General features: G+C 66.3%; 20 protein-coding genes, 1 tRNA gene and 2 pseudogenes. 11 read left to right on the forward strand and 12 right to left on the reverse strand.

The window, feature by feature from the left end; genetic code table 11:
- Positions 1 to 54 precede the first annotated feature (54 nt).
- Positions 55 to 1,356, forward strand: coding sequence for an SLC13 family permease (locus tag RQX22_RS09100; protein WP_315725741.1), 1,302 nt, complete (start codon positions 55 to 57; stop codon positions 1,354 to 1,356).
- Positions 1,357 to 1,379: 23 nt separating this feature from the next.
- Here RQX22_RS09100 and RQX22_RS09105 read toward each other — a convergent pair whose 3' ends face one another.
- Positions 1,380 to 2,585 (reverse strand): DUF4118 domain-containing protein, encoded by a 1,206-nt coding sequence (locus tag RQX22_RS09105; RefSeq protein ID WP_315725743.1) that lies wholly within the window; start codon positions 2,583 to 2,585, stop codon positions 1,380 to 1,382.
- A gap of 293 nt (positions 2,586 to 2,878) precedes the next feature.
- Positions 2,879 to 2,964 (reverse strand) — tRNA-Tyr (locus RQX22_RS09110).
- Positions 2,965 to 3,112: 148 nt separating this feature from the next.
- Here RQX22_RS09110 and RQX22_RS09115 point away from each other — a divergent pair.
- Together RQX22_RS09115 and RQX22_RS09120 are read left to right on the forward strand one after the other, a co-directional pair.
- Positions 3,113 to 3,865: a TrmH family RNA methyltransferase gene (locus RQX22_RS09115; RefSeq protein ID WP_315725745.1), complete on the forward strand. Its 753-nt coding sequence runs from the start codon at positions 3,113 to 3,115 to the stop codon at positions 3,863 to 3,865.
- Positions 3,862 to 4,560 (forward strand): hypothetical protein, encoded by a 699-nt coding sequence (locus RQX22_RS09120; protein ID WP_315725747.1) that lies wholly within the window; start codon positions 3,862 to 3,864, stop codon positions 4,558 to 4,560. Before RQX22_RS09115 ends, RQX22_RS09120 begins: the two co-directional genes overlap by 4 nt.
- Before the next feature lie 101 nt (positions 4,561 to 4,661).
- On the opposite strand, the gene RQX22_RS09125 is transcribed toward RQX22_RS09120, so the two are convergent.
- Entirely contained in the window at positions 4,662 to 4,979 is a 318-nt protein-coding gene (locus tag RQX22_RS09125) for a 2Fe-2S iron-sulfur cluster-binding protein (RefSeq protein WP_315725749.1), read from the reverse strand.
- A 102-nt stretch (positions 4,980 to 5,081) separates the two neighbouring features.
- On the opposite strand from RQX22_RS09125, the gene RQX22_RS09130 reads away from it, so the two are divergent.
- The gene (locus RQX22_RS09130) at positions 5,082 to 5,765 is read left to right on the forward strand and encodes a DNA-3-methyladenine glycosylase family protein (RefSeq protein ID WP_315725750.1); all 684 of its coding nucleotides are present in this window, start codon (positions 5,082 to 5,084) and stop codon (positions 5,763 to 5,765) included.
- Here the strand turns inward: RQX22_RS09130 and RQX22_RS09135 are convergent, their stop codons facing one another.
- The 3 genes from RQX22_RS09135 to RQX22_RS09145 form a co-directional block, all read right to left on the reverse strand.
- Positions 5,766 to 5,966, reverse strand: a complete 201-nt coding sequence (locus RQX22_RS09135) for a hypothetical protein (protein WP_315725752.1) — start codon at positions 5,964 to 5,966, stop codon at positions 5,766 to 5,768. It abuts the gene before it with no gap.
- 149 nt (positions 5,967 to 6,115) lie between these two features.
- The gene (locus RQX22_RS09140; RefSeq protein ID WP_315725754.1) at positions 6,116 to 6,322 is read right to left on the reverse strand and encodes a cold-shock protein; all 207 of its coding nucleotides are present in this window, start codon (positions 6,320 to 6,322) and stop codon (positions 6,116 to 6,118) included.
- Positions 6,323 to 6,531: 209 nt separating this feature from the next.
- Complete coding sequence (locus RQX22_RS09145; protein WP_315725756.1) at positions 6,532 to 7,287, reverse strand: Crp/Fnr family transcriptional regulator; 756 nt, start codon at positions 7,285 to 7,287, stop codon at positions 6,532 to 6,534.
- A gap of 242 nt (positions 7,288 to 7,529) precedes the next feature.
- Between RQX22_RS09145 and RQX22_RS09150 the strand changes: the two genes are divergently transcribed.
- Positions 7,530 to 7,880 carry a PilZ domain-containing protein gene (locus RQX22_RS09150; protein ID WP_315725758.1) on the forward strand — a complete coding sequence of 117 codons (351 nt, stop codon included), beginning with the start codon at positions 7,530 to 7,532 and terminating at the stop codon, positions 7,878 to 7,880.
- 50 nt (positions 7,881 to 7,930) lie between these two features.
- Here the strand turns inward: RQX22_RS09150 and RQX22_RS09155 are convergent, their stop codons facing one another.
- A complete protein-coding gene (locus RQX22_RS09155) occupies positions 7,931 to 8,629 on the reverse strand; it encodes a pirin family protein (RefSeq protein WP_315725760.1) in 699 nt (232 codons plus the stop codon).
- A 47-nt stretch (positions 8,630 to 8,676) separates the two neighbouring features.
- On the reverse strand, positions 8,677 to 9,306 hold the full coding sequence (locus tag RQX22_RS09160; protein WP_315725762.1) for an FMN-dependent NADH-azoreductase: 630 nt from the start codon (positions 9,304 to 9,306) through the stop codon (positions 8,677 to 8,679).
- Positions 9,307 to 9,397: 91 nt separating this feature from the next.
- On the opposite strand from RQX22_RS09160, the gene RQX22_RS09165 reads away from it, so the two are divergent.
- The 4 genes and pseudogenes from RQX22_RS09165 to RQX22_RS09180 form a co-directional block, all read left to right on the forward strand.
- Positions 9,398 to 10,348, forward strand: coding sequence for a LysR family transcriptional regulator (locus tag RQX22_RS09165; RefSeq protein WP_315725763.1), 951 nt, complete (start codon positions 9,398 to 9,400; stop codon positions 10,346 to 10,348).
- 39 nt (positions 10,349 to 10,387) lie between these two features.
- Entirely contained in the window at positions 10,388 to 12,220 is a 1,833-nt protein-coding gene (locus tag RQX22_RS09170; RefSeq protein WP_315725765.1) for a DUF885 domain-containing protein, read from the forward strand.
- 140 nt (positions 12,221 to 12,360) lie between these two features.
- Positions 12,361 to 12,540: a hypothetical protein gene (locus RQX22_RS09175; RefSeq protein WP_315725767.1), complete on the forward strand. Its 180-nt coding sequence runs from the start codon at positions 12,361 to 12,363 to the stop codon at positions 12,538 to 12,540.
- A 96-nt stretch (positions 12,541 to 12,636) separates the two neighbouring features.
- A pseudogene (locus RQX22_RS09180) lies at positions 12,637 to 12,909 on the forward strand (DUF3297 family protein); the annotation flags it as partial.
- Between the two features lie 39 nt (positions 12,910 to 12,948).
- On the opposite strand, the pseudogene RQX22_RS19330 reads toward RQX22_RS09180, so the two are convergent.
- The 3 genes and pseudogenes from RQX22_RS19330 to RQX22_RS09190 form a co-directional block, all read right to left on the reverse strand.
- Positions 12,949 to 12,999: pseudogene (locus RQX22_RS19330) on the reverse strand (hypothetical protein); the annotation flags it as partial.
- Between the two features lie 131 nt (positions 13,000 to 13,130).
- Entirely contained in the window at positions 13,131 to 13,328 is a 198-nt protein-coding gene (locus RQX22_RS09185; protein ID WP_315725769.1) for a hypothetical protein, read from the reverse strand.
- A gap of 288 nt (positions 13,329 to 13,616) precedes the next feature.
- A complete protein-coding gene (locus tag RQX22_RS09190) occupies positions 13,617 to 15,179 on the reverse strand; it encodes a leucyl aminopeptidase (RefSeq protein ID WP_315725771.1) in 1,563 nt (520 codons plus the stop codon).
- Positions 15,180 to 15,322: 143 nt separating this feature from the next.
- On the opposite strand from RQX22_RS09190, the gene RQX22_RS09195 reads away from it, so the two are divergent.
- Entirely contained in the window at positions 15,323 to 15,685 is a 363-nt protein-coding gene (locus RQX22_RS09195; RefSeq protein WP_315725773.1) for a hypothetical protein, read from the forward strand.
- Here RQX22_RS09195 and RQX22_RS09200 read toward each other — a convergent pair.
- Positions 15,590 to 16,624, reverse strand: a complete 1,035-nt coding sequence (locus RQX22_RS09200) for a metal-dependent hydrolase (protein ID WP_315725774.1) — start codon at positions 16,622 to 16,624, stop codon at positions 15,590 to 15,592. The two genes, RQX22_RS09195 and RQX22_RS09200, sit on opposite strands and share 96 nt — an antisense overlap.
- Before the next feature lie 187 nt (positions 16,625 to 16,811).
- Between RQX22_RS09200 and RQX22_RS09205 the strand changes: the two genes are divergently transcribed.
- Positions 16,812 to 17,687 carry a dienelactone hydrolase family protein gene (locus RQX22_RS09205; protein ID WP_315725776.1) on the forward strand — a complete coding sequence of 292 codons (876 nt, stop codon included), beginning with the start codon at positions 16,812 to 16,814 and terminating at the stop codon, positions 17,685 to 17,687.
- Positions 17,688 to 17,762: the final 75 nt, after the last annotated feature.

Consider the following 17,762-nt stretch of genomic DNA (forward strand, 5'->3'; position numbering starts at 1 on the left):
CGCCTGTGCCATAGTCCTTGCCACAACAGGCGTGCGCATCGCAAAGGTGGCCTGATGACCCCGGACCAACTCGTCACCTTGCTCGTCCTGGCTGCGGTCGTAGCGGCGCTGATCTGGGACAAGGTGCGCGCCGACGTGGCGGCGCTTGCCGGAGCCGCCGTCCTGCTCGCATCCGGCGTGGTGCGCCCGAGCGAGGCCCAAAGCGCCTTTGCCAGCCCCGCCCTGATCGCGCTCGCATCGCTCTTCGTCATTGTCTACGCGATCGAGCTTTCCGGCTTGCTCGACCGGCTCATCGCACTGGCGGTCCGTCTTGGCCAGAGGCTCGGCGCGCTTGGCCTGTGGATCACGATAGCGCTTTGCGGCGCGGCATCCGCCTTCCTCAACAACACCCCGATCGTCGTCCTGTCCGCGCCGGTGATACGGGACAGCGCCGAGAAACTGGGACTGAATCCGAAGCGGTTCCTGATGCCGCTCTCTTATATGTGCATCCTCGGGGGCTGCTGCACGTTGATCGGGACTTCGACCAACCTTCTGGTGTCCGACATGGCGCGGGTTTCGGGGCAGCCGGTATTCGGGCTGTTCGAAATCACCCCTGTCGGCCTGGCGATCGCGGCAGCCGGTGCGCTCTACCTGTTGCTCGCCAGTGGCAGGCTCATCGAAGCGGACGAAAGCCAGGCCGCCGCCCCCGGCGCGCTCGGCAGGATGGACATGTCGGGAGCCCAAGTCGGTGCGCCCGAGGTCTTCACCCCGCATCAACGCCTGGACACGAAGCGGGCCGCCCTTTCCTTGTTCGTCTTCGCGTCGGTCATCGCCGTCGCCGCTCTCGGCATCGCGCCGATCGCCGCGTCGGCTTTCGCGGGTGCGGTCCTGCTCATCCTGTTGCGCGTGATCAGCGCCGACGAGGCCTATCAGGGTCTTCGCCCGGAAATCCTCCTGCTCATTGCCGGCATGGTGGTGCTCGGCATTGCCCTGGAGGAAAGCGGTCTGGCCGGCTATGCTTCCGATGCGCTCGTCCGCGTCTCGAAGCCCTTGGGGCCGGTCCTGACGCTTGCCCTCTTCTACGGCGCCACCTTGTTTCTCACCGAAGTGCTTTCCAATGCCACCGTCGCGGTCCTGTTCGCGCCGGTGGCGGTCGCGCTGGCGGAAAGCCTCGGTGTCAGCCCCCGTCCCTTTCTCGTCGCCGTCATGATGGCGGCCAGCGCAGCCTTCGCCACGCCTTTCGGCTATCAGACGAATGTACTCGTCTACCAGATCGGTAAATATAGCTATATGGACTTCGTGCGCGTCGGCTTGCCGCTGAACCTCATCACCTGGGCAGTCGGTCTGGTCGCCATCGTCTACGTGTTTCCGCTCTAATTCGGCCAGTCCTTCCGCAGCGTTCAAGACCGGGATCGGTCGATCCGCATCTCCTCGAGGCGAAGGCGTTCGAGCGAAAGCGCCGCTTGCGCCATCAGGGTCGAAAGCAGGACCTTGCGGTGGGCCGGAACGACTTCGCCCTCATTTTCCCGCGCCAGGCCCAATATGGCCAAAGTACCGAGGGAAGTCCTTAGCGGCTGGAACTGCCAATTGGCCGCGGACGTCATCTTCGTTCCATTGCCGGTAGGCTCACCCCGCTCCCAGGCCAGATCCAGCGCAGCCTGATCGAGCGTCTCGAGCGCGATCCCGGGGGGAAAGGATGCGGCAATCCTCAGTTTCCCGCCGATCTCGCGGACGATGATCGATTGCACGTCGAGAAGCGCGCTCACCTGGGTGGTAATGGTGCGCGAGGTCGCGGCCCAATCGGCCACCTTGGTCAATTCGATCGCGAAGGCGGCGATCCTGGCATTCTCGTGGGCGCTGCGCTCGCTCAAGATGCTCCGGCCGCGCAGGCTGGCGGTAAGCGCGCCCGTATAGAGGCCCACCAGAACCAGCACGATGCTCATCACCAGGCTTTGGAGCGACGGCTTGAGGACAGAGACCGGTTCGAGAAAGAAGAAATTGAAGCCGAGCGCCGACAGCAAGGCTGCCGCGAGCGCAGGCTTGACGCCGCTTCGCGCCGCGGCCGCGATGACAGGGAAGAGGAACAGGACGCTGAGGAAACGAAGCCCCGCGAATTTGTTCAGCAGCAATCCGATGATGATCGTGGCGGCGACGCCGCCGGCCGCATAACCATAAGCGGCCAAAGGAACGGCCTTGCGGGTGCGCCGCTCGCCGGATTTCCGTCTCGGATCGACCGGGACGAGATGGACCGTCAGGTCCGGCCGGCGCCGCGTGATGGCGCGGACCAGGCTTTGACGGCCGAACAATCGCCTGCGCCGCCTGGCATTACCCATGACGAGATCGGCCGAGCCGGTGCTCTCGAGATGAAGCGCCAGGCCGTCCGCCACCGTTCCCGCCGGCAGCGTCGCCACCGTCGCGCCCAGGCGAGCGGCAAGATCCAGCGCTTCGGCCGCCATCGCGGTCTGATCGATACCGGCGGGGGTTTCGACATGAACCGCTTCCCAGCGCCTGCCCAGCGCATCGGCCAGTCTCTGGCCCGCCGTCACCAGCTCTTCGGCGCCTGCATCCGAGCCGACGGCGACGACAATTGCTGCGTTTTCGGCCATGTTCGGATGATCCTGCGCTAGAGGCCGCATAGCCGCTGTTAATCCAGCTGGAGCACGGAATTCAATCGGCGTCGATCATCGCCGCGACCGGAAATGCCCTGACGGGCACCGGCCACATCGCATCCGTCCACGAATCCGCCGCTGTCCCTCTTCCCTCTGATCCGCTTCAGGCCGCACTCCTGGCCTTTCGACATGAGGCTTCCTGGGCGGCAGCAGAGGCACCTGGCGGGAACTGATGCGCGGCAGCTATATACTTAGACGGAAAAGCGCCGGCTGAAACTGGACTGGATATCTGGTGGACAGGGCTGGATTCGAACCAGCGTACGCTCACGCGGGCAGATTTACAGTCTGCTGCCTTTAACCACTCGGCCACCTGTCCCCACGAAGGCTGCCTGCCGGCAGCACCCATGAATAGGGAGGCGGCTCAATGGCGAAAGGCCCGGCGGCTGTCAATGCGCCGGCCTCGCACGGAAGCGCCGGCGGCGGGGAGGCTTGCCAGTCGCCCCGGCCCCCGCCATGCACGCTCCATGCGTCGCAAAGCCCGTCAGGCCACCAAGGCCGAAAACCGTCCCCGCTTCTGGGGCCGCCATGCGGTGGCCGCCGCGCTTGCCAATCCGGACCGTGCGATCGCCCGGATCTGGGTCACGCGCGAGGCTGCGCCCGAATTCGAGTTCGATCCCAAGATCCCGCTGAGCTTCGCCGACGCGGCCGATCTGGGCCGGCTGGTGCCGCGCGATGCGCCCCACCAGGGAATCGTCATCGACGTCGACAGGCTGCCGGACATCTGGCTCGGCGACCTGCTCGACGACGCACCGGAAGGGCGGCCCTTGCTGGTGCTCGACCAGGTCACCGATCCCCACAATGTCGGCGCCATCCTGCGCTCGGCTGCCGCCTTCGACGCGCTCGGCATCGTCACCCAGGATCGGCACGCGCCGCCGGAATCGGGCGCGCTCGCCAAATCCGCAAGCGGGGCGCTGGAGACGGTGCCGTGGGTCCGGGTCGTCAACCTCGCCCGTGCGCTGGACGAGATCGCCGAAGCCGGCTTCTGGCGGGTCGGCCTGACCGGCGAGGCCGATATGCTCCTGGCGGAGGCGCTGGGCCCACCCCGCATCGCCCTGGTGCTCGGCGCCGAAGGCGAAGGCATGCGTCAGAATACGGAGGCGCATTGCGATGCGCTGGCGCGCCTGCCGATCAGCGACCGGATGGAGAGCCTGAACGTTTCCAACGCGGCCGCAATTGCTTTATATGCCGCCACGGTTGCAGGGGGGATCGATCGATGAGCTATTCGCGCCTGGCGCTGGTTCTGGCGGCGCCATTATTGCTCATGTCCTGCCTGCTGACGCCGGGCAAGTTCGTCTCCACGCTGGACATCAAGAGCGATCGCAGCTTCACCTTCACTTATGCGGGCGAAGTCGTCCTCCTGGATCCCGCCGCGACCATGAGCAGCAGCAGCGGGACGGGCGCGAACGAGGATGGCGAGGACGACGGGACCAAGCCCGCGCGGGCCAAGCCAATACCCGAGCCGGAGACGGCCGAACGGATCGCCGAGCGCCGAAGCCAGGCGGAGACGCTCGCGAAGGAGGCCGGCTATCGTTCCGTCGAGTATCTCGGCGACAACAAGTTCCGGGTCGACTATGCCGTTTCGGGCAAGCTCGACCGCGGCTTCGTCTACCCGATCAATACCGATCTCGATTCGATCATCCCCTGGATCGCCGTGGAGATACGGCGCGACGGCACTGCCCGTGTGAAGGCGATGGCGTTCGGCGAAAAGGATTCGAGCGGTATGAGCGAGGCCAGCCCGACGGCCGACGCCGCCGAGAGCCGCGAAGGCACGTTCACCTTCACCACCGACGCCGAGCTCGTCATGCACAATAATGAAGAGGGGCTCGCGCCGGGCCCCGGCAAGAAGATCGTGTGGACCGTGACGCCGACCAGCAAGACCGTGCCGACAGCGGTGGTGCGCTTCGCGAACTGAGCAAGCGGAGCCCCCCTTGATCGTTCGATCGAAGCGCGTCCGGGGAGGCGTTTTGCCTTGTCTTCCGAGTCGCCAGGCAATTCGCCTGACGGGACGATGCTTCAATCCTCCGGAGCGATCCGGACGCGCAGTCCGTCCAGCGCGTCGCTGAACTGAATCTGGCAGGACAGCCGGCTGTTGGACTGGCGGTGATCGGAGCTGTCGAGCAAATCGTCTTCATCCGGCCCGACCGGCGGCAAGGCGTCCACCCATTCCTCGTCGACATGGACATGACAGGTGGCGCAGCTGCAGCAGCCGCCGCACAGGGCCAGCAGTTCGTCGACGCCATTGTCGCGGATATTCTCCATGACGCTCCAGCCGGAGCGTCCCTCGACCTGCTTTTCGGTTCCGTCGCGCGTGACGATGATGAGCTTGGCCATTGATCTCCCCGATGATTCTGTCGGCCTACCGTCCGGAAACGGGAGGCGGCTGCGGCCGGTGCTATGCTAGGCAGGGTCGCATTAGGCAAGACGGGGCGTGCAATGGGGATAAGGCAAGAGGCACTGAAGCAGGCGCTGGATGCGCTGGCCGAACGCGATGCCGCGATCGCCGCCGCCATCCGGCTGGCCGGTTATCCCGAACCGAGGATCAGCGAACGGGGCTATGTCACCCTGCTCCGCGCCATCGTCGGGCAGCAGGTCAGCATCAAGGCGGCGGCGGCCGTCTGGGCGAAGCTGGACCAGATCGTGGGCGGCGCCGCCGATCCGGCCCGGATCGCCGTGGCCGGCGAGGAGGTTCTGCGCGGCGCAGGCCTTTCGCGCCAGAAGGCGGCTTATGCGCGGAGCCTGGCCGAAGAGGTGATCAGCGGCCGCCTCGATCTCGCCAACCTGCCGGCGGACGACGAAGCCGCCATCGCCGAACTGGTCCGCGTCAAGGGTATCGGCCGCTGGTCGGCGGAAATCTATCTGCTGTTCGCGGAAGGTCGGCTCGACATCTGGCCGGCCGGGGATCTCGCCGTCCAGATCGAAATCGGCCGCATCCTCGGCCTTGCCGATAGGCCGAGCGAGAAGATGGTGCGCGAACTGGCCGAACGATGGCGTCCGCATCGCGGCGCGCTGGCGGTGTTCGCCTGGCATTATCGCAAGGCGCCCAATGTTCTCGCCTTGAACGAAAAGGCCTCGCCGCCGTCCCGTCCCGGGCGGGACCGCGTCAGCAAGGGCGTCTAGCTAGATAAGCTCGGCGCGTTCGGCCTGCTTCCGCTCTTCGAGCTGGGCGCGCATCTTCTCGCTCCGCTCGGCGCGGGCGGCCATGCCGGACCAGGCGGCCTCGGCCCTCAGGCAGCGATCGCGGACATTGTCGAGCGTGGCGGCGTCGGCGTCCCGCCGGGCTTCGGCGGCGCGGGTCTGGTAGAATTCAAGCTGGGACATGGACGCCTTTCGGTTGCTGGAGGTTGCAAAGGGCCCGAACGGCCGATTTGCTCCGTGACAGGTGTGAAGAGAGCGTCGGGAGGGTCGCGGGACATGTCGTCGACAGTCCCGCGCCCCTTCCGGCCGGCACAGGGCCGGCCGCACCCCCCTCAGGCGTTCTGCAGATTGCAGGCGCTGGTCTTGCCGCGGCTGTCGGTTTCGAGCTCGTAGCTCACGCGCTGGTCGCGCTCCAAAGTGCGCATGCCCGCCTTTTCGACCGCAGAGATGTGGACGAAAGCGTCATTGCCGCTGCCTTCGGGTTGGATGAAACCATAGCCCTTGTCGGCATTGAAGAATTTCACGGTGCCAATCGGCATAGTCATTTCCTTAAACATAGTCATAGATGCGGCAAGACGCGGTTCGCGCATTGCCGTTGCGTAGGAAGCTTGTGTCGGGAAATGGGGGCCTCGAGACGCCGAAATCCGTCGCATGCGACATCAGCTTCATCCTCATGCGCCTTTTTAGGGAAAAAGGCAAATTTGGGGCAAAGCGGCCACGGCGCACGAAGCGGCGCCGTGCAGGGCCGTCATTGTGCAGCGGCGACCAGCGACACGCTTTGCTTTTCCAGATGAAGATATTGGTCGCTGAAATCGCCGACGGCGGCAAGCCTTGCCCGGTTCGTGATCCTGAGCGACCTTTTGTCGCGGGCGATAAGCCCGTCCCGTTCCAGGCCCTTCAAGGTCCGGTTGACGTGGATCGGGGTCAGCCCGAGCACGTCCGCGAGCTGCTCCTGGGTCATCGGCAGCCCGTAGCTGGGACCCTGGGAAAGCCCGGCCGCCTCCAGTCGGACGGCGAATTCGCACAGGATGTGGGCGGTCCGCATCCTGGCGTCGCGGCGGCCGACATTGGCGATCCATTCGCGGAAGATGGAGCCGTCGACGAGCGTATCGATCCACAAGGCCATGCCGATCTGGGCGTTCTGCGCCGCCAGCGCCGCGATCGCATCGCGCGGCACGAACGCCACCAGGGCATCGGTCAGCGTCTGCACATTATGATCGGCGGCATTGAGGAAACTGTTCTGGAGATCGACGAGATCGCCCTTCATGTGGACCGAGACGATCTGGCGGCCGCCGTCGCCGACAATCTTGTGGCGGTAGGCGAAGCCGTCGAGCAGCAGGGCGCTGTGGCGGGCGCGATCGCCCTGCCGGACGATATGCTGGCGGGCCTCGATCTTCCGCAGGCTGTGCGGGAGGGCGAGCAGATGCGCCCGCGCCTCTTCGTCCAGACAGCTTCGCCGCGCGAGCTTGGCGACCATGGGGGCAAGGGTCTCGGCAGACATCATGCGCTCCTCGTTCGACGGGAGCACAACGGTCTCTCAGTCATCGGCGCCACGAAGAAGCCGGTGATGCGGCACGATAGCATGAATGCGCCTCAACCCAAACATGGATCAGTGCCCCCTCGCAATGACAGCCCCCGGCGAGTCGTCCCTTCGCCCCCTGAACTTCCCGTCGGCACGCCGTCGCTAACGGAATATTAGCCGAAACCCGCTAGCCGGAAAATAGTCCACAGTCCGAGGAACGCACCTTGTTCATCAATGCAGAGCTTACGCGGTTGCCGGTTGTCGACGGACGCAAGGCGGAACGGCGGATCGTCAACATCGCCGCGGCCCTGCGCGAGACCGGCGCCGTCACCACGACGGTGCAGGTGATCGACCTTTCGCCGGGAGGCTTTAAGGCCGCCCTTCCCGCCCCGCTGGAGCCGCAAACGGAGGTCTGGCTGAAACTGCCCGGCTTCGAGGCCAAGCGCAGCCGGGTCGTGTGGTTCAAGAATGGCGAAGCCGGCTTCGAGTTCGAAGCGCCGCTCCATCCGGCCGAGATCGCAAGCCTCTCCGCCCCGCCGAAGCGCCTTCCGAAGAACATCTTCCGGCGAGCCTAGCAGACGGGCTGCGCACCCTTTTCGATGCGCAGCCTGTCCCCTTTAGCCAGCTAGCGGGCGTCGACGAGCACCACCTCGCTGTCGCCGATCGCCTTGATGCTGATCCTCTCCTCGCCGGTGACGGCCACGCCGTCGCGGGGCTCGGCGCGGACGCCATTGACCTCGATCGGTCCGTTCACCGCCACCAGATAGAGGTGGCGCGACGGATCGACCGCGAGCTCGGCCGTGTCGCCGGCGGCGAGGGTGGCGCCCAGCACGCGCGCGGCGGCATTGATGCGGAGCGTATCGCCATCCTCGTCGAAGCCGCTGGCGAGCGTGACGAAGCTTCCCGCCCGCTGCGCCTTCGGGAATTGCATGGCGCCCCAGCTCGGCTCGGCGCCGGGCTTGTCGGTCAGCACCCAGATCTGGAACAAGGTCGTATCCTCGTCCTCCAGGTTGAACTCCGCATGCTGGACCCCGGTGCCGGCGCTCATCACCTGGACGTCGCCGGCGCCGGTGCGGCCCTTATTGCCCATCGAATCCTGATGGGTGATGGCGCCGGTGCGGACATAGGTGATGATCTCCATGTCCCGGTGCGGATGCGGCGGGAAGCCCGATCGGGCGGCGATCTCGTCATCGTTCCAGACCCGGATCGCGCCCCAGCCCATGCGGGCGGGATCGTGATAGTCGGCGAACGAGAAATGGTGGCGGGCGTTGAGCCAGCCATGATCGGCATGGCCCAGGGTTTCGAAGCGGCGGACGTCGATCATCTTGGCCTCCTTATACTGGAATCAAATGGGTATCGGGTTCGTGCGCCTCAAGCGGCGAGCGCCAGCTCCCGTTCGGCAAGACCCTGCAGCTCGGCCAGGGCGTCGGCGATGGCCGCGTCGGCCGCCTCCGGCCCGAAGGCGAGCTTTTCGGCGCGGACGAAGACGATGTCGTCGATCCCCATGAAGCCGAGCAAGGTGCGCAGATGCGGTTCCTGGCTGTCCATGAAGGCGGCCGGGCCTTCGCTGTACAAGCCGGCGCGGGTTTCGACCACGATCGCCTTCTTGCCCTTGACCAGCCCTTCCGGACCCGCTTCCGAATAGCGGAAGGTGATGCCGGCGCGCAGGACATGGTCGAACCAGGATTTGAGCGTGGAGGCCATGCCGAAATTATACATCGGCGCGCCGATCACGATCAGGTCGGCCTGATTGAGCTCGGCGATCAGCGCATCGGACAGAGCGAGGGTCCGGCGCGCAACGTCGGTTTCGGCGACGCCGGCGCGGATGGCCGGGACCGATTGCGCGCTCAGATGCGGGACCGGATCGGCACCGATGTCGCGGACCACCAGCTCCAGCTCCGGATCCAGCTCGCGCAGCCTGTTCGCGAGGGCGCCCGTCAATTTGCGGGAGACCGACGCCTCGCCCGTCGCCGCGCTGTCGATGATCAGTGCCTTGGTCATGATTGTCCTTCCGAATGGCTTGTCGAAGCCCATCTAAGGTCCTAGCTGTGTTGCGAGTAGACACACATGTCGCATCTTGGTGTTGCCGATTATGGAACGATCATCCGTGGACCTGCTGGACGTGCTCGCCTTCGTGCGGGTGGTGGAAACGGGCGCCTTCTCCCGCGCCGCCGAACGGATGGGCATTTCCAAATCGATCCTGAGCCGGCGGGTGAAGCGACTCGAGCAGCAACTGGGCGCGCACCTGCTGACCCGCAGCGCAGCGGGGACGCAGCCGACCAATGTCGGCCAGGCCTATTTCGAGCGCGCCGCCAACATCCTGGCCGAACTGGAGGCCGCCCAGGAGGTTGTCGCGGAATCGGTGACCCAGATTGCGGGGCCGATCCGGCTCAGCGCGCCCTTTTCCTTCGGTACCTCCTATCTCGCCCCGGCTCTGGCGGAATTCGCGGCCGAGCATCCGCAGGTCGCGCTCGATATCTCGTTCGACGACCGCCACATCGATCTTGCCGCCGGCGGGTTCGACCTGGCCGTCCGGATCGGCGCCCTGCCCGATTCCGCGCTGATCGCCCGCCGGATCGCGCCGGTGCGCAAACATGCTCTGGCCAGCCCCGGCTATCTTGAACGGCGCGGCCGGCCGGCCCATCCGCGCGACCTCGGCGGCCATGACGTCCTGCTCTACGGCAACGAACAATGGCGATTCCGAATCGGCGAAGCGTGGGAGCATGTCCGCGTGCAGCCGCGGCTCCGCGCCGACAATGGCGAGATGCTGCGGGCGGCCGCCGAGGCGGGCCTGGGCATCTGCATCCTGCCCAGCTTCATCGCCGCGCCGGCGATCGAGGCGGGAACGCTGGAGGTCCTGCTGATCGACTATCCGCTGGAGGAAGCCGGCCTGCATGCGGTGATGCCCCCCGGCCGGGCGACGACGATGCGGGTGCGGGCGCTGATCGACTTCCTCGCCGGCCGCTTCGGCCCCGAGCCCTTCTGGGACCCCTGCTGGGTCGCCGGGCAGGATCGGGCTGGACGAGACGGGCGAAGCGACTAAGACTCCGGGCGAGCTCCGCTTCGACAAAGGATCCCGGCCTTGAAATCCACCCTGCTCCTCGCCTTGCTGCTGACCACCGCGACCGGCGCCGCCGCGCAACAGGCATCGCCCGCGACCACGCCGCCGGCCGCGGCGCAAACGAGCCGGAATGCGGAAGATGCGCGCCTGCTCGCCTTCCTGGACAAGGCGTTCGACGAGGCCGTCGCCACCAGCCCGCAGACCCAGACGAGCCTGGGCCTGAAGAGCGATTACGGCAAGCTGGACGATTATACCGACGCCTATGCGCAGCGGATGCTCGCGCTTTCCGAGGCCCAGGTGCAGCGGATGAAGGCTCAGTTCGACTTCGACAGACTGAGCCCGGCCGGGCAGCTCAATTATCGCCTTTTCGACCAGGAGAATGCGGAAGCGCGGCGCATGTTCGAGTGGCGCAACCACATCTTCCCGATGACGACCATGGGGAGCCCGGCCGGGGCGATCCCGGTCTTCCTGATCAACCAGCACCGGATCGACAATGTCGCCGACGCCGAAGCCTATATCGCGCGGCTGGGCGAGGTGGAGCGGGTGATGGGCGAGATCATGGCGCAGGCGCGCGCGCAGGCCGACCAGGGGATCGTGCCGCCCAAGTTCAACTTCGCGCCGGTGCGGGCGGACGCCAAGCGCGTGATCAGCGGCGCGCCGTTCGACGCCGGCCCCGACAGCACATTGCTGGCCGATTTCCGCAAGAAGGTGACCGCCCTCGATGCGCCGGCCGAGGTCAAGGCGCGGCTGATCGGGGAGGCGAAGGCGGCGCTGGCCGGCCCGTTCAAGCGCGGCTTCGATACGATGCTGGCGACGCTCGATGCGATCGAGCCCAAGGCCAAGGGCAATGACGGCGCCTGGAGCCTGCCGCGCGGGGCGGATTATTATGCGGCCCGGCTGCGTGCGATGACGACCACCGACCTCAGCGCCGACCGGATCCACCAGATCGGCCTGGACGAGGTCGCGCGCATCCATGGCGAGATGGAGAAGATCAAGCAGCGTGTGGGCTTCGACGGCACGCTCCAGCAATTCTTCGCCCACATCAAGAACGGCCAGCAGTTCAAATATCCGAACAGCGATGCGGGCCGCGCCCAATATCTGAAGGACGCCAATGCCTTCATCGCCCAGGTGATGGCGGCAGCGCCCAAATGGTTCAGCCGCCTGCCCAAGGCGCCGCTGGAGGTGAAGGCGGTCGAGACCTGGCGCCAGGACACGGCGGCGGTCGCCTTCTACAACCAGCCTTCGCCCGACGGTTCGCGGCCCGGCATATATTATGTGAACCTGGCCGACATGAACCAGGTGCTGAAGCCCCAGATCGAGGGGATCAGCTATCATGAAGGCGCGCCCGGCCACCATTTCCAGATCGCGCTGCAGCAGGAGCTGGAAGGCGTGCCCAAGTTCCGGCGCTTCGGCGGCCACGGCGCCTATGTCGAAGGCTGGGGCCTCTATGCCGAGAAACTGGGCAAGGAGATGGGATTCTATCAGGATCCCTATTCCGAATTCGGGCACCTTTCGCTCGACCTGTGGCGCGCCGTCCGGCTGGTCACCGACACCGGCCTCCACGCCAAGCGCTGGAGCCGCGAGCAGGCGATCAAATATTTCCAGGACAATTCGCTCCTGTCCGAGCGCGACATCGTCAAGGAGGTGGAGCGCTACATCAACATTCCGGGACAGGCGACCAGCTACAAGATCGGCCAGCTGAGGATATTGGAGCTGCGCGAGCAGGCGCGGAAGGAATTGGGCGCCCGCTTCGACATTCGCGATTTCCACGCCGCGGTGCTGGAGAACGGATCGCTTCCGCTCGACATTCTGGAAGAACGGGTCGAAGCCTATATCGCCGCCGCGAAGCGTTAGAACGTCACAAGCGTCAGAGGAGAGACGAGATGGCCAAGGGTCAGAAGAAGAGCAACAAGGAAGCGCGCAAGCCCAAGAAGGAAGTGAAGAAGGTGATCGCCGCCAAGCCTTCGACCAAGGGCCTGGTCAAGGAATAGAGCATGGCCGAGCCCTTCGTCCGTCACCGCCAGCCGTGGAAGAGCGAGGAAGTCGCCAAGCTCAAGACGCTGGCCGGCAAGGGCATGGCGCTGAAGGCGATCGCCAAGGCGCTGACCCGCAGCGAGGAATCGGTGAAGGACCGCGCCAAGATCGACGGACTGAAGATCGCCAAGCTGCGCTGAAGCGACAGGCCCTGCCCCGACCAATGTGGTAGTCCCTGACAACCCCCACCCCAAACCCCTCCCCTGAAGGAGAGGGGCCTAAGTGAAAGAAGTGACGTGACCGATACGCCTCCCGACCGCCTCTCGCTCAACCCGCGCAGCCCGCATTTCGATGCCGCGCTGCTGCAGCGCGGGATCGGCATCCGCTTCAAGGGCCAGGAAAAGACCAATGTGGAGGAATATTGCGTCAGCGAAGGCTGGATCCGGGTCGCCGCCGGCCGCAGCCTGGACCGCTATGGCCAGCCGATGACGCTGAAACTCCAGGGCCCGGTCGAGCCCTATTTCCAGGACGTGAAAGCGGACGACGCGGAAGCCGGTGGGGAAGCCGAGAAGGGCGCCGATCAGACTGGCCCCGATCAGACTGGCCTCGATCAGACTGGCCTCGATCAGACTGGCCTCGATCAGACTGGCCCCGATCAGGCCGACGCCGGCTGAACCGGCGCGCCGCCGTCGTTGCTACTGGCCTGAGCGAGGCGGGACTGCTTCACCGTATCGGCAGCTGAATGCCTTCCCGGCCGGTGGCGCCCAATTCTGCAGGCGGAGCAGGTCGATCAGGAATGTACGGGCTTCGCGTCTGCCTTGCTGCGGACGGTGCTGACGCGGCGCTCTCCACACCACAAAACAGCCTCCTGTTCCCCATCCACATGCTGCTCCGCCTCCCGAAGCGCCTGCACGTCATCCTCTGCCAGAAACTCATCGAAGCAGAATGACCGCTCCTTGGTGTCGAAGCAGATCCTGTAATAACGCATCTGGAACCTCCGACTCGCAGTTGAAGCTACGAGCTTAGGCTTCGCAATGGCCGAGTCCATTGATGCAGATCATGGTTAATGCGCGCGCAGCACGGCCCGCGGGTGACTGCTGAAATTCCGACAATGAGAAAGAGCCGCCCTCTGGGGAAGTTCAGAAGGTTCGGCTTCCTAAGAAGCAAAAAAACTTTCTCCCGAAGGCGAAGGGAGACAGGGATTGGCCAGCTCTTCCGCATAGCAGAAGATGCGGAACATTTCAAGAACAAAGCCGGCGGCCTAACCGGGGCCGGATCAGCGCGGTGAAGCGGGCACCGGGCGGAAATCGCGCACGAAGCGGTCGAGCAGGCGAACGCCGTAGCCGATGGCGCCTTTCGGGCCGGTCGGGCGGGCACTGTCCGCGAATTCGTTGCCGGCAATGTCCAGATGCGCCCATGGCGTCGCGTCGGTCACGAAATAACCGATGAAATGGGCGCCGATCCCTGCCCCCGGGCCGCCGCCCGGCGCGATGTTGCGGATGTCGGCATAATTGGACTTAAGATCCTCCGCATAGCTTGGATGGAGCGGCAGCCGCCAGGCTTCCTCGCCGCTCTCGGTCCCGGCCGCCAGCAGCTGCTGCGCGAGCGGATCGCTGCGGGTGAAAAGGGCGGCATATTCGTTGCCGAGCGCGCCGACCTTGGCGCCGGTGAGCGTGGCGATGTCGACGATCACCGACGGGCGAAAGCGCCGTTCCCCGTAGGCGACGGCGTCCGCGAGGACGAGCCGGCCTTCGGCATCGGTGTTGAGGACTTCGATCGTGCGGCCATTATAGGCCTTCACGATGTCGCTGGGCCGGGTAGCCCCGCCGCCCGGCATGTTTTCCGCCAGCGCGGCGATCGCGACGACATTGACCGGGGCCGCCGACCGCGCCAGCGAAAGCACGGTGCCGACCACGGCCGCGGCGCCGGACATGTCGCCCTTCATATCCCACATATTGGCGCCGGGCTTCAGCGAGATGCCGCCGGAATCGAAGGTGATGCCCTTGCCCGCCAGCAGGACGGGCTGGTCGCGGCCGCCCTTGTAATGGACGATCAGCATGCGGGGCGGGCGGCGCGACCCTTTTCCCACGGAGAGGATCGAGCCCATGCCCAGCCGTTCCATGGCCGGCACGTCCAGTTCCTCGATCGTGACATTGGCGACGCCGCGAAAGGCCGCGCGCGTGCGATCGGCGAAGCTTTCCGGATAGACGATGTTGGGCGGTTCGTTGATCAGATCCCGGCTGAAGGCCACTGCCGCGGCCAGCGGCGCGCCGACCTGGCGAAAGCGCGCGCTGGAAGCGGTGGGATCCCCGGTCAGGATCGTCAACGGCGCATCGAGCGCGGCAGATCGCGGCGCGGCCGGATCCGCGAACATATATTCGTCGAACCGGTAGCCGGACATGGCCGCGCCGGCGGCGATCCGCGCGGCGGCATCCGGCGCGGCGAGGCCGGCGGCGGCGATCGTGACCGGCCCTTCCTCCGCGGCGGTTTCCTGGGCCGCGATGCCGCCGATATCGTGCAGCACCGGCGTCGACAGCGGGTCCGGCCCGGTGCCGACGACCAGGATCTGCGACCAGGACCCGATCCCGCGCAGCGTCAACTTCGATTTTGCCTTGCCGTCGAACTTGGCCGCGGCCAGCGCCCGCGCCACCGCCTCGCGGGCGGCAGGATCCAGCATCGGTGCCCGCGCCGCAAGATCGGCCGCGTCGGACAGCGGGATGACGAGGGCGCCGGCGGGCGCGGCCTGCCGTTCGAACTGGATCGGCCGCGCGGCTTGCGCCGGGTCGGCGGCGGCGCTCAACAGGAGAAGGGGAAAAGCGGCGGCGATGATGGTGCGCATGAAACCTCGTGAACGATATGCGAAAAGGCGAAGGACTTTATTGGCGGAGCGCCGCGCGGCGTGCAAGATGCTCCCACGGGCCGCCTGCGGGAATCCATCCGGCTTGAATTCGCCCGATCATAGCGGATAGTCATGGAGGCCGGATGCGCGCACTGAACGGCCTTGCCTATGCGATCGCCTTGCTGCTCGCTGCGGGCGAGATCGCCCGATTCTGGAATAGCGACCGCTTCTTTCCGATGGCACTGGACGAGATGCTGGTCGCGCTGGCTCTGGCCTGGGCGGCCTGGCGCGCACGCCATGACGGCGCGGCCTGGCACCTCGCGGCCTGGGGCGGCTATTGCGGGCTCGTGCTCGTGCTGCTGATCGAAACGGCCGATCACCAGATCCATGGCCCGCCCAAGGCGGCGGGTTCATTCTATCTGGCGGCGCTTTCCGTCATGCTCCTGATCGGGCTGTGGGCGCTGCGGCGTGCGTTCCGGCTGATGCGGCAGGGAAGCGGGGGGTAAGCGCACCTTCCGCACGAACGTGCCGGAGCCCGGACCCCGGGCATAGCGGGCATCGGCGATGGTGACGATCGTGCTGTCCGAGCGGCGATCGACGGTGGCGAAGGGAAGACGCGACCAATAGAGGAAATCGGCGATCTCCTTCGTCTGCCGCGCCTGGCGGATGGCGGGATCGTCCATATTCGTCGGAATCAATCCGGGATCCAGGCGCAGTTCCGGGAACGGCGTCCAGCGCAGCTCGCCGAAGCCATAGGCGCTGTCGGTGGCGAACACGACCTCCCGCCGGAACGGATCGATCGGCACCGGACTGGCGACCGCCGCCCGGATCGGGCCATGGCCCCGCGCCTCGGCCGCCTGCCGCGTCAGCCGTTCCGCGGCGACACTGCTCGCGCCCATCGCCATGGCGTAGCAGCACAGCAGGCCGAGGGCGACCCAGGCGGGCCGGCCCGGATGCGCCATTCCCCTTCGCCACCGCCTTGCCGCCAGCCAGACGCCCAAAGCGAGCGCGATCCACAGCCAGGGATCGATGATGAAAAGCACGTCGCCGTAGAACCAGCGTTCGGAGAAAGGCATGAGCAGCCTGATCCCGTAGGTGTTCATGAAATCGAGCAAGGGGTGCGATGCCCAGCCGATATAGACCAAGGCGAACAGCCAGCCGATATTGACGGCGGGCTGGCCAGGCGGGGGCGTGCGGCGGCGCCTTTGCCACTTGTCGAGAAATACCAGCGCCGCGACTAGGAGGGGCGGCAGCACCAGCATCGCGACCGGCCCGTGGGTCCAGCCGCGCCGCCATGCGAGATTTTCGCCGAAGAACAGGCCGAGCGCGTCGACATCGGGCAGGTTCGCGGCGACGATGAGGGCGGCCATGCCGAAGCGCGTCCTGGTCTTCAGCCCCGCCTGTCCCAGCGCGGCGCCCGCCAAGGCGTGGGCGAGATTATCCAAATGGCCCCCTTTTCAAATGGCCCGCTTTTCGGGGCCGCGAACGGCGAATTCCATGCGGAGCCGGTGAAAGGACAATCCGCCGGCCGGCGCAAGCGAAAGCGTGAACGGCATCGGCCAGCGCACGCCTTTACCGCGCCGCCCACCGCGCGTTACTATCCGGTCCGGCATCGGCGGCGAGGAACATGACATGTGCGAACGCGATCAGATCGACCAATGGAGCCGCGGCGGGAGCCATGATTGGGCGATGAACCGGCGGCATTTCGCGCTGGCGGGGCTGGGGGCGCTGGCGGCGTGCGCGAGCGGTTCGGTAGGTGCCGGCAGCGGCGAACTTGCCGAAGAAAGGGTGCGCTTCGCCACCGCGGACGGCAATATGGACGGTTTCTTCGTCCGCCCGGCGCAGGGGCGGCATCCGGCGATCCTGACCTGGCCGGACATTGCCGGATTGCGCGAGGCATTCGAGGTGATGGCGCGGCGATTGGCGGGGCAAGGCTATGCCGTGCTGGTCGTCAATCCATATTATCGCGCGCTGCCGGCGCCGCAATTCCGCGACTTCGCCGAGTTTCGCGGCCAGAACGGGTTCGAGAAAGTGGGGCCGTGGCGCGGCGCGCTGACGGCGGACGCGATCCAGCGGGACGCGAAGGCCGCGATCGGATGGCTCGACGATCGCCGCGAGGTCGATACCGGCCGCGGCGTCGGCACGCATGGCTATTGCATGGGCGGACCTTTCACCGTGTGGACCGCGGCCGCGGTGCCGGGGCGGGTGCGGGCGGCGGCATCGCTGCATGGCGGCGGCCTGGTGAAGCCAGACGATCCGCAAAGCCCGCACAAATTGCTCGCCGACACGCGGGCGCGATATCTGTTCGCGATCGGGCAGGACGACGATGCAAAGGCGCCGGAGGTGAAGACGGCGCTGCGGGAGGCCGCCGCCGCGGCCAGACGGCCGGCGGAGGTGGAGGTCTATTCCGCCAACCATGGCTGGACGGTGATCGACAGCCCCTCCTACGACGCCGCGGCGGCCGAGCGCGCGTGGGAACGGATGAGCGCCTTGTTCGCCACGCTGTAGCGGCGGATCGCGGTTCCTGCGGCCATGCGCCAGCGCCGGCCGGAGGAAGCGGATCGGTAGGTTTCACACCGAGCC

It is taken from the genome of Sphingosinicella rhizophila, assembly GCF_032378825.1.
Classification (GTDB): domain Bacteria; phylum Pseudomonadota; class Alphaproteobacteria; order Sphingomonadales; family Sphingomonadaceae; genus Allosphingosinicella; species Allosphingosinicella rhizophila.

What these genes read in the sequence shown, in the direction of transcription:
- RQX22_RS09165 (WP_315725763.1), top strand. Translation starts at nt 9,398, where the DNA reads ATGGAACGATCATCCGTGGACCTGCTGGACGTGCTCGCCTTCGTGCGG.
- RQX22_RS09130 (WP_315725750.1), top strand. Translation starts at nt 5,082, where the DNA reads ATGGGGATAAGGCAAGAGGCACTGAAGCAGGCGCTGGATGCGCTGGCC.
- RQX22_RS09145 (WP_315725756.1), bottom strand. Translation starts at nt 7,287, where the DNA reads ATGATGTCTGCCGAGACCCTTGCCCCCATGGTCGCCAAGCTCGCGCGG.
- RQX22_RS09135 (WP_315725752.1), bottom strand. Translation starts at nt 5,966, where the DNA reads ATGTCCCAGCTTGAATTCTACCAGACCCGCGCCGCCGAAGCCCGGCGG.
- RQX22_RS09105 (WP_315725743.1), bottom strand. Translation starts at nt 2,585, where the DNA reads ATGGCCGAAAACGCAGCAATTGTCGTCGCCGTCGGCTCGGATGCAGGC.
- RQX22_RS09125 (WP_315725749.1), bottom strand. Translation starts at nt 4,979, where the DNA reads ATGGCCAAGCTCATCATCGTCACGCGCGACGGAACCGAAAAGCAGGTC.
- RQX22_RS09195 (WP_315725773.1), top strand. Translation starts at nt 15,323, where the DNA reads ATGCGCGCACTGAACGGCCTTGCCTATGCGATCGCCTTGCTGCTCGCT.
- RQX22_RS09155 (WP_315725760.1), bottom strand. Translation starts at nt 8,629, where the DNA reads ATGATCGACGTCCGCCGCTTCGAAACCCTGGGCCATGCCGATCATGGC.
- RQX22_RS09175 (WP_315725767.1), top strand. Translation starts at nt 12,361, where the DNA reads ATGGCCGAGCCCTTCGTCCGTCACCGCCAGCCGTGGAAGAGCGAGGAA.
- RQX22_RS09115 (WP_315725745.1), top strand. Translation starts at nt 3,113, where the DNA reads ATGCGTCGCAAAGCCCGTCAGGCCACCAAGGCCGAAAACCGTCCCCGC.
- RQX22_RS09100 (WP_315725741.1), top strand. Translation starts at nt 55, where the DNA reads ATGACCCCGGACCAACTCGTCACCTTGCTCGTCCTGGCTGCGGTCGTA.
- RQX22_RS09205 (WP_315725776.1), top strand. Translation starts at nt 16,812, where the DNA reads ATGTGCGAACGCGATCAGATCGACCAATGGAGCCGCGGCGGGAGCCAT.
- RQX22_RS09120 (WP_315725747.1), top strand. Translation starts at nt 3,862, where the DNA reads ATGAGCTATTCGCGCCTGGCGCTGGTTCTGGCGGCGCCATTATTGCTC.
- RQX22_RS09140 (WP_315725754.1), bottom strand. Translation starts at nt 6,322, where the DNA reads ATGCCGATTGGCACCGTGAAATTCTTCAATGCCGACAAGGGCTATGGT.
- RQX22_RS09190 (WP_315725771.1), bottom strand. Translation starts at nt 15,179, where the DNA reads ATGCGCACCATCATCGCCGCCGCTTTTCCCCTTCTCCTGTTGAGCGCC.
- RQX22_RS09185 (WP_315725769.1), bottom strand. Translation starts at nt 13,328, where the DNA reads ATGCGTTATTACAGGATCTGCTTCGACACCAAGGAGCGGTCATTCTGC.
- RQX22_RS09160 (WP_315725762.1), bottom strand. Translation starts at nt 9,306, where the DNA reads ATGACCAAGGCACTGATCATCGACAGCGCGGCGACGGGCGAGGCGTCG.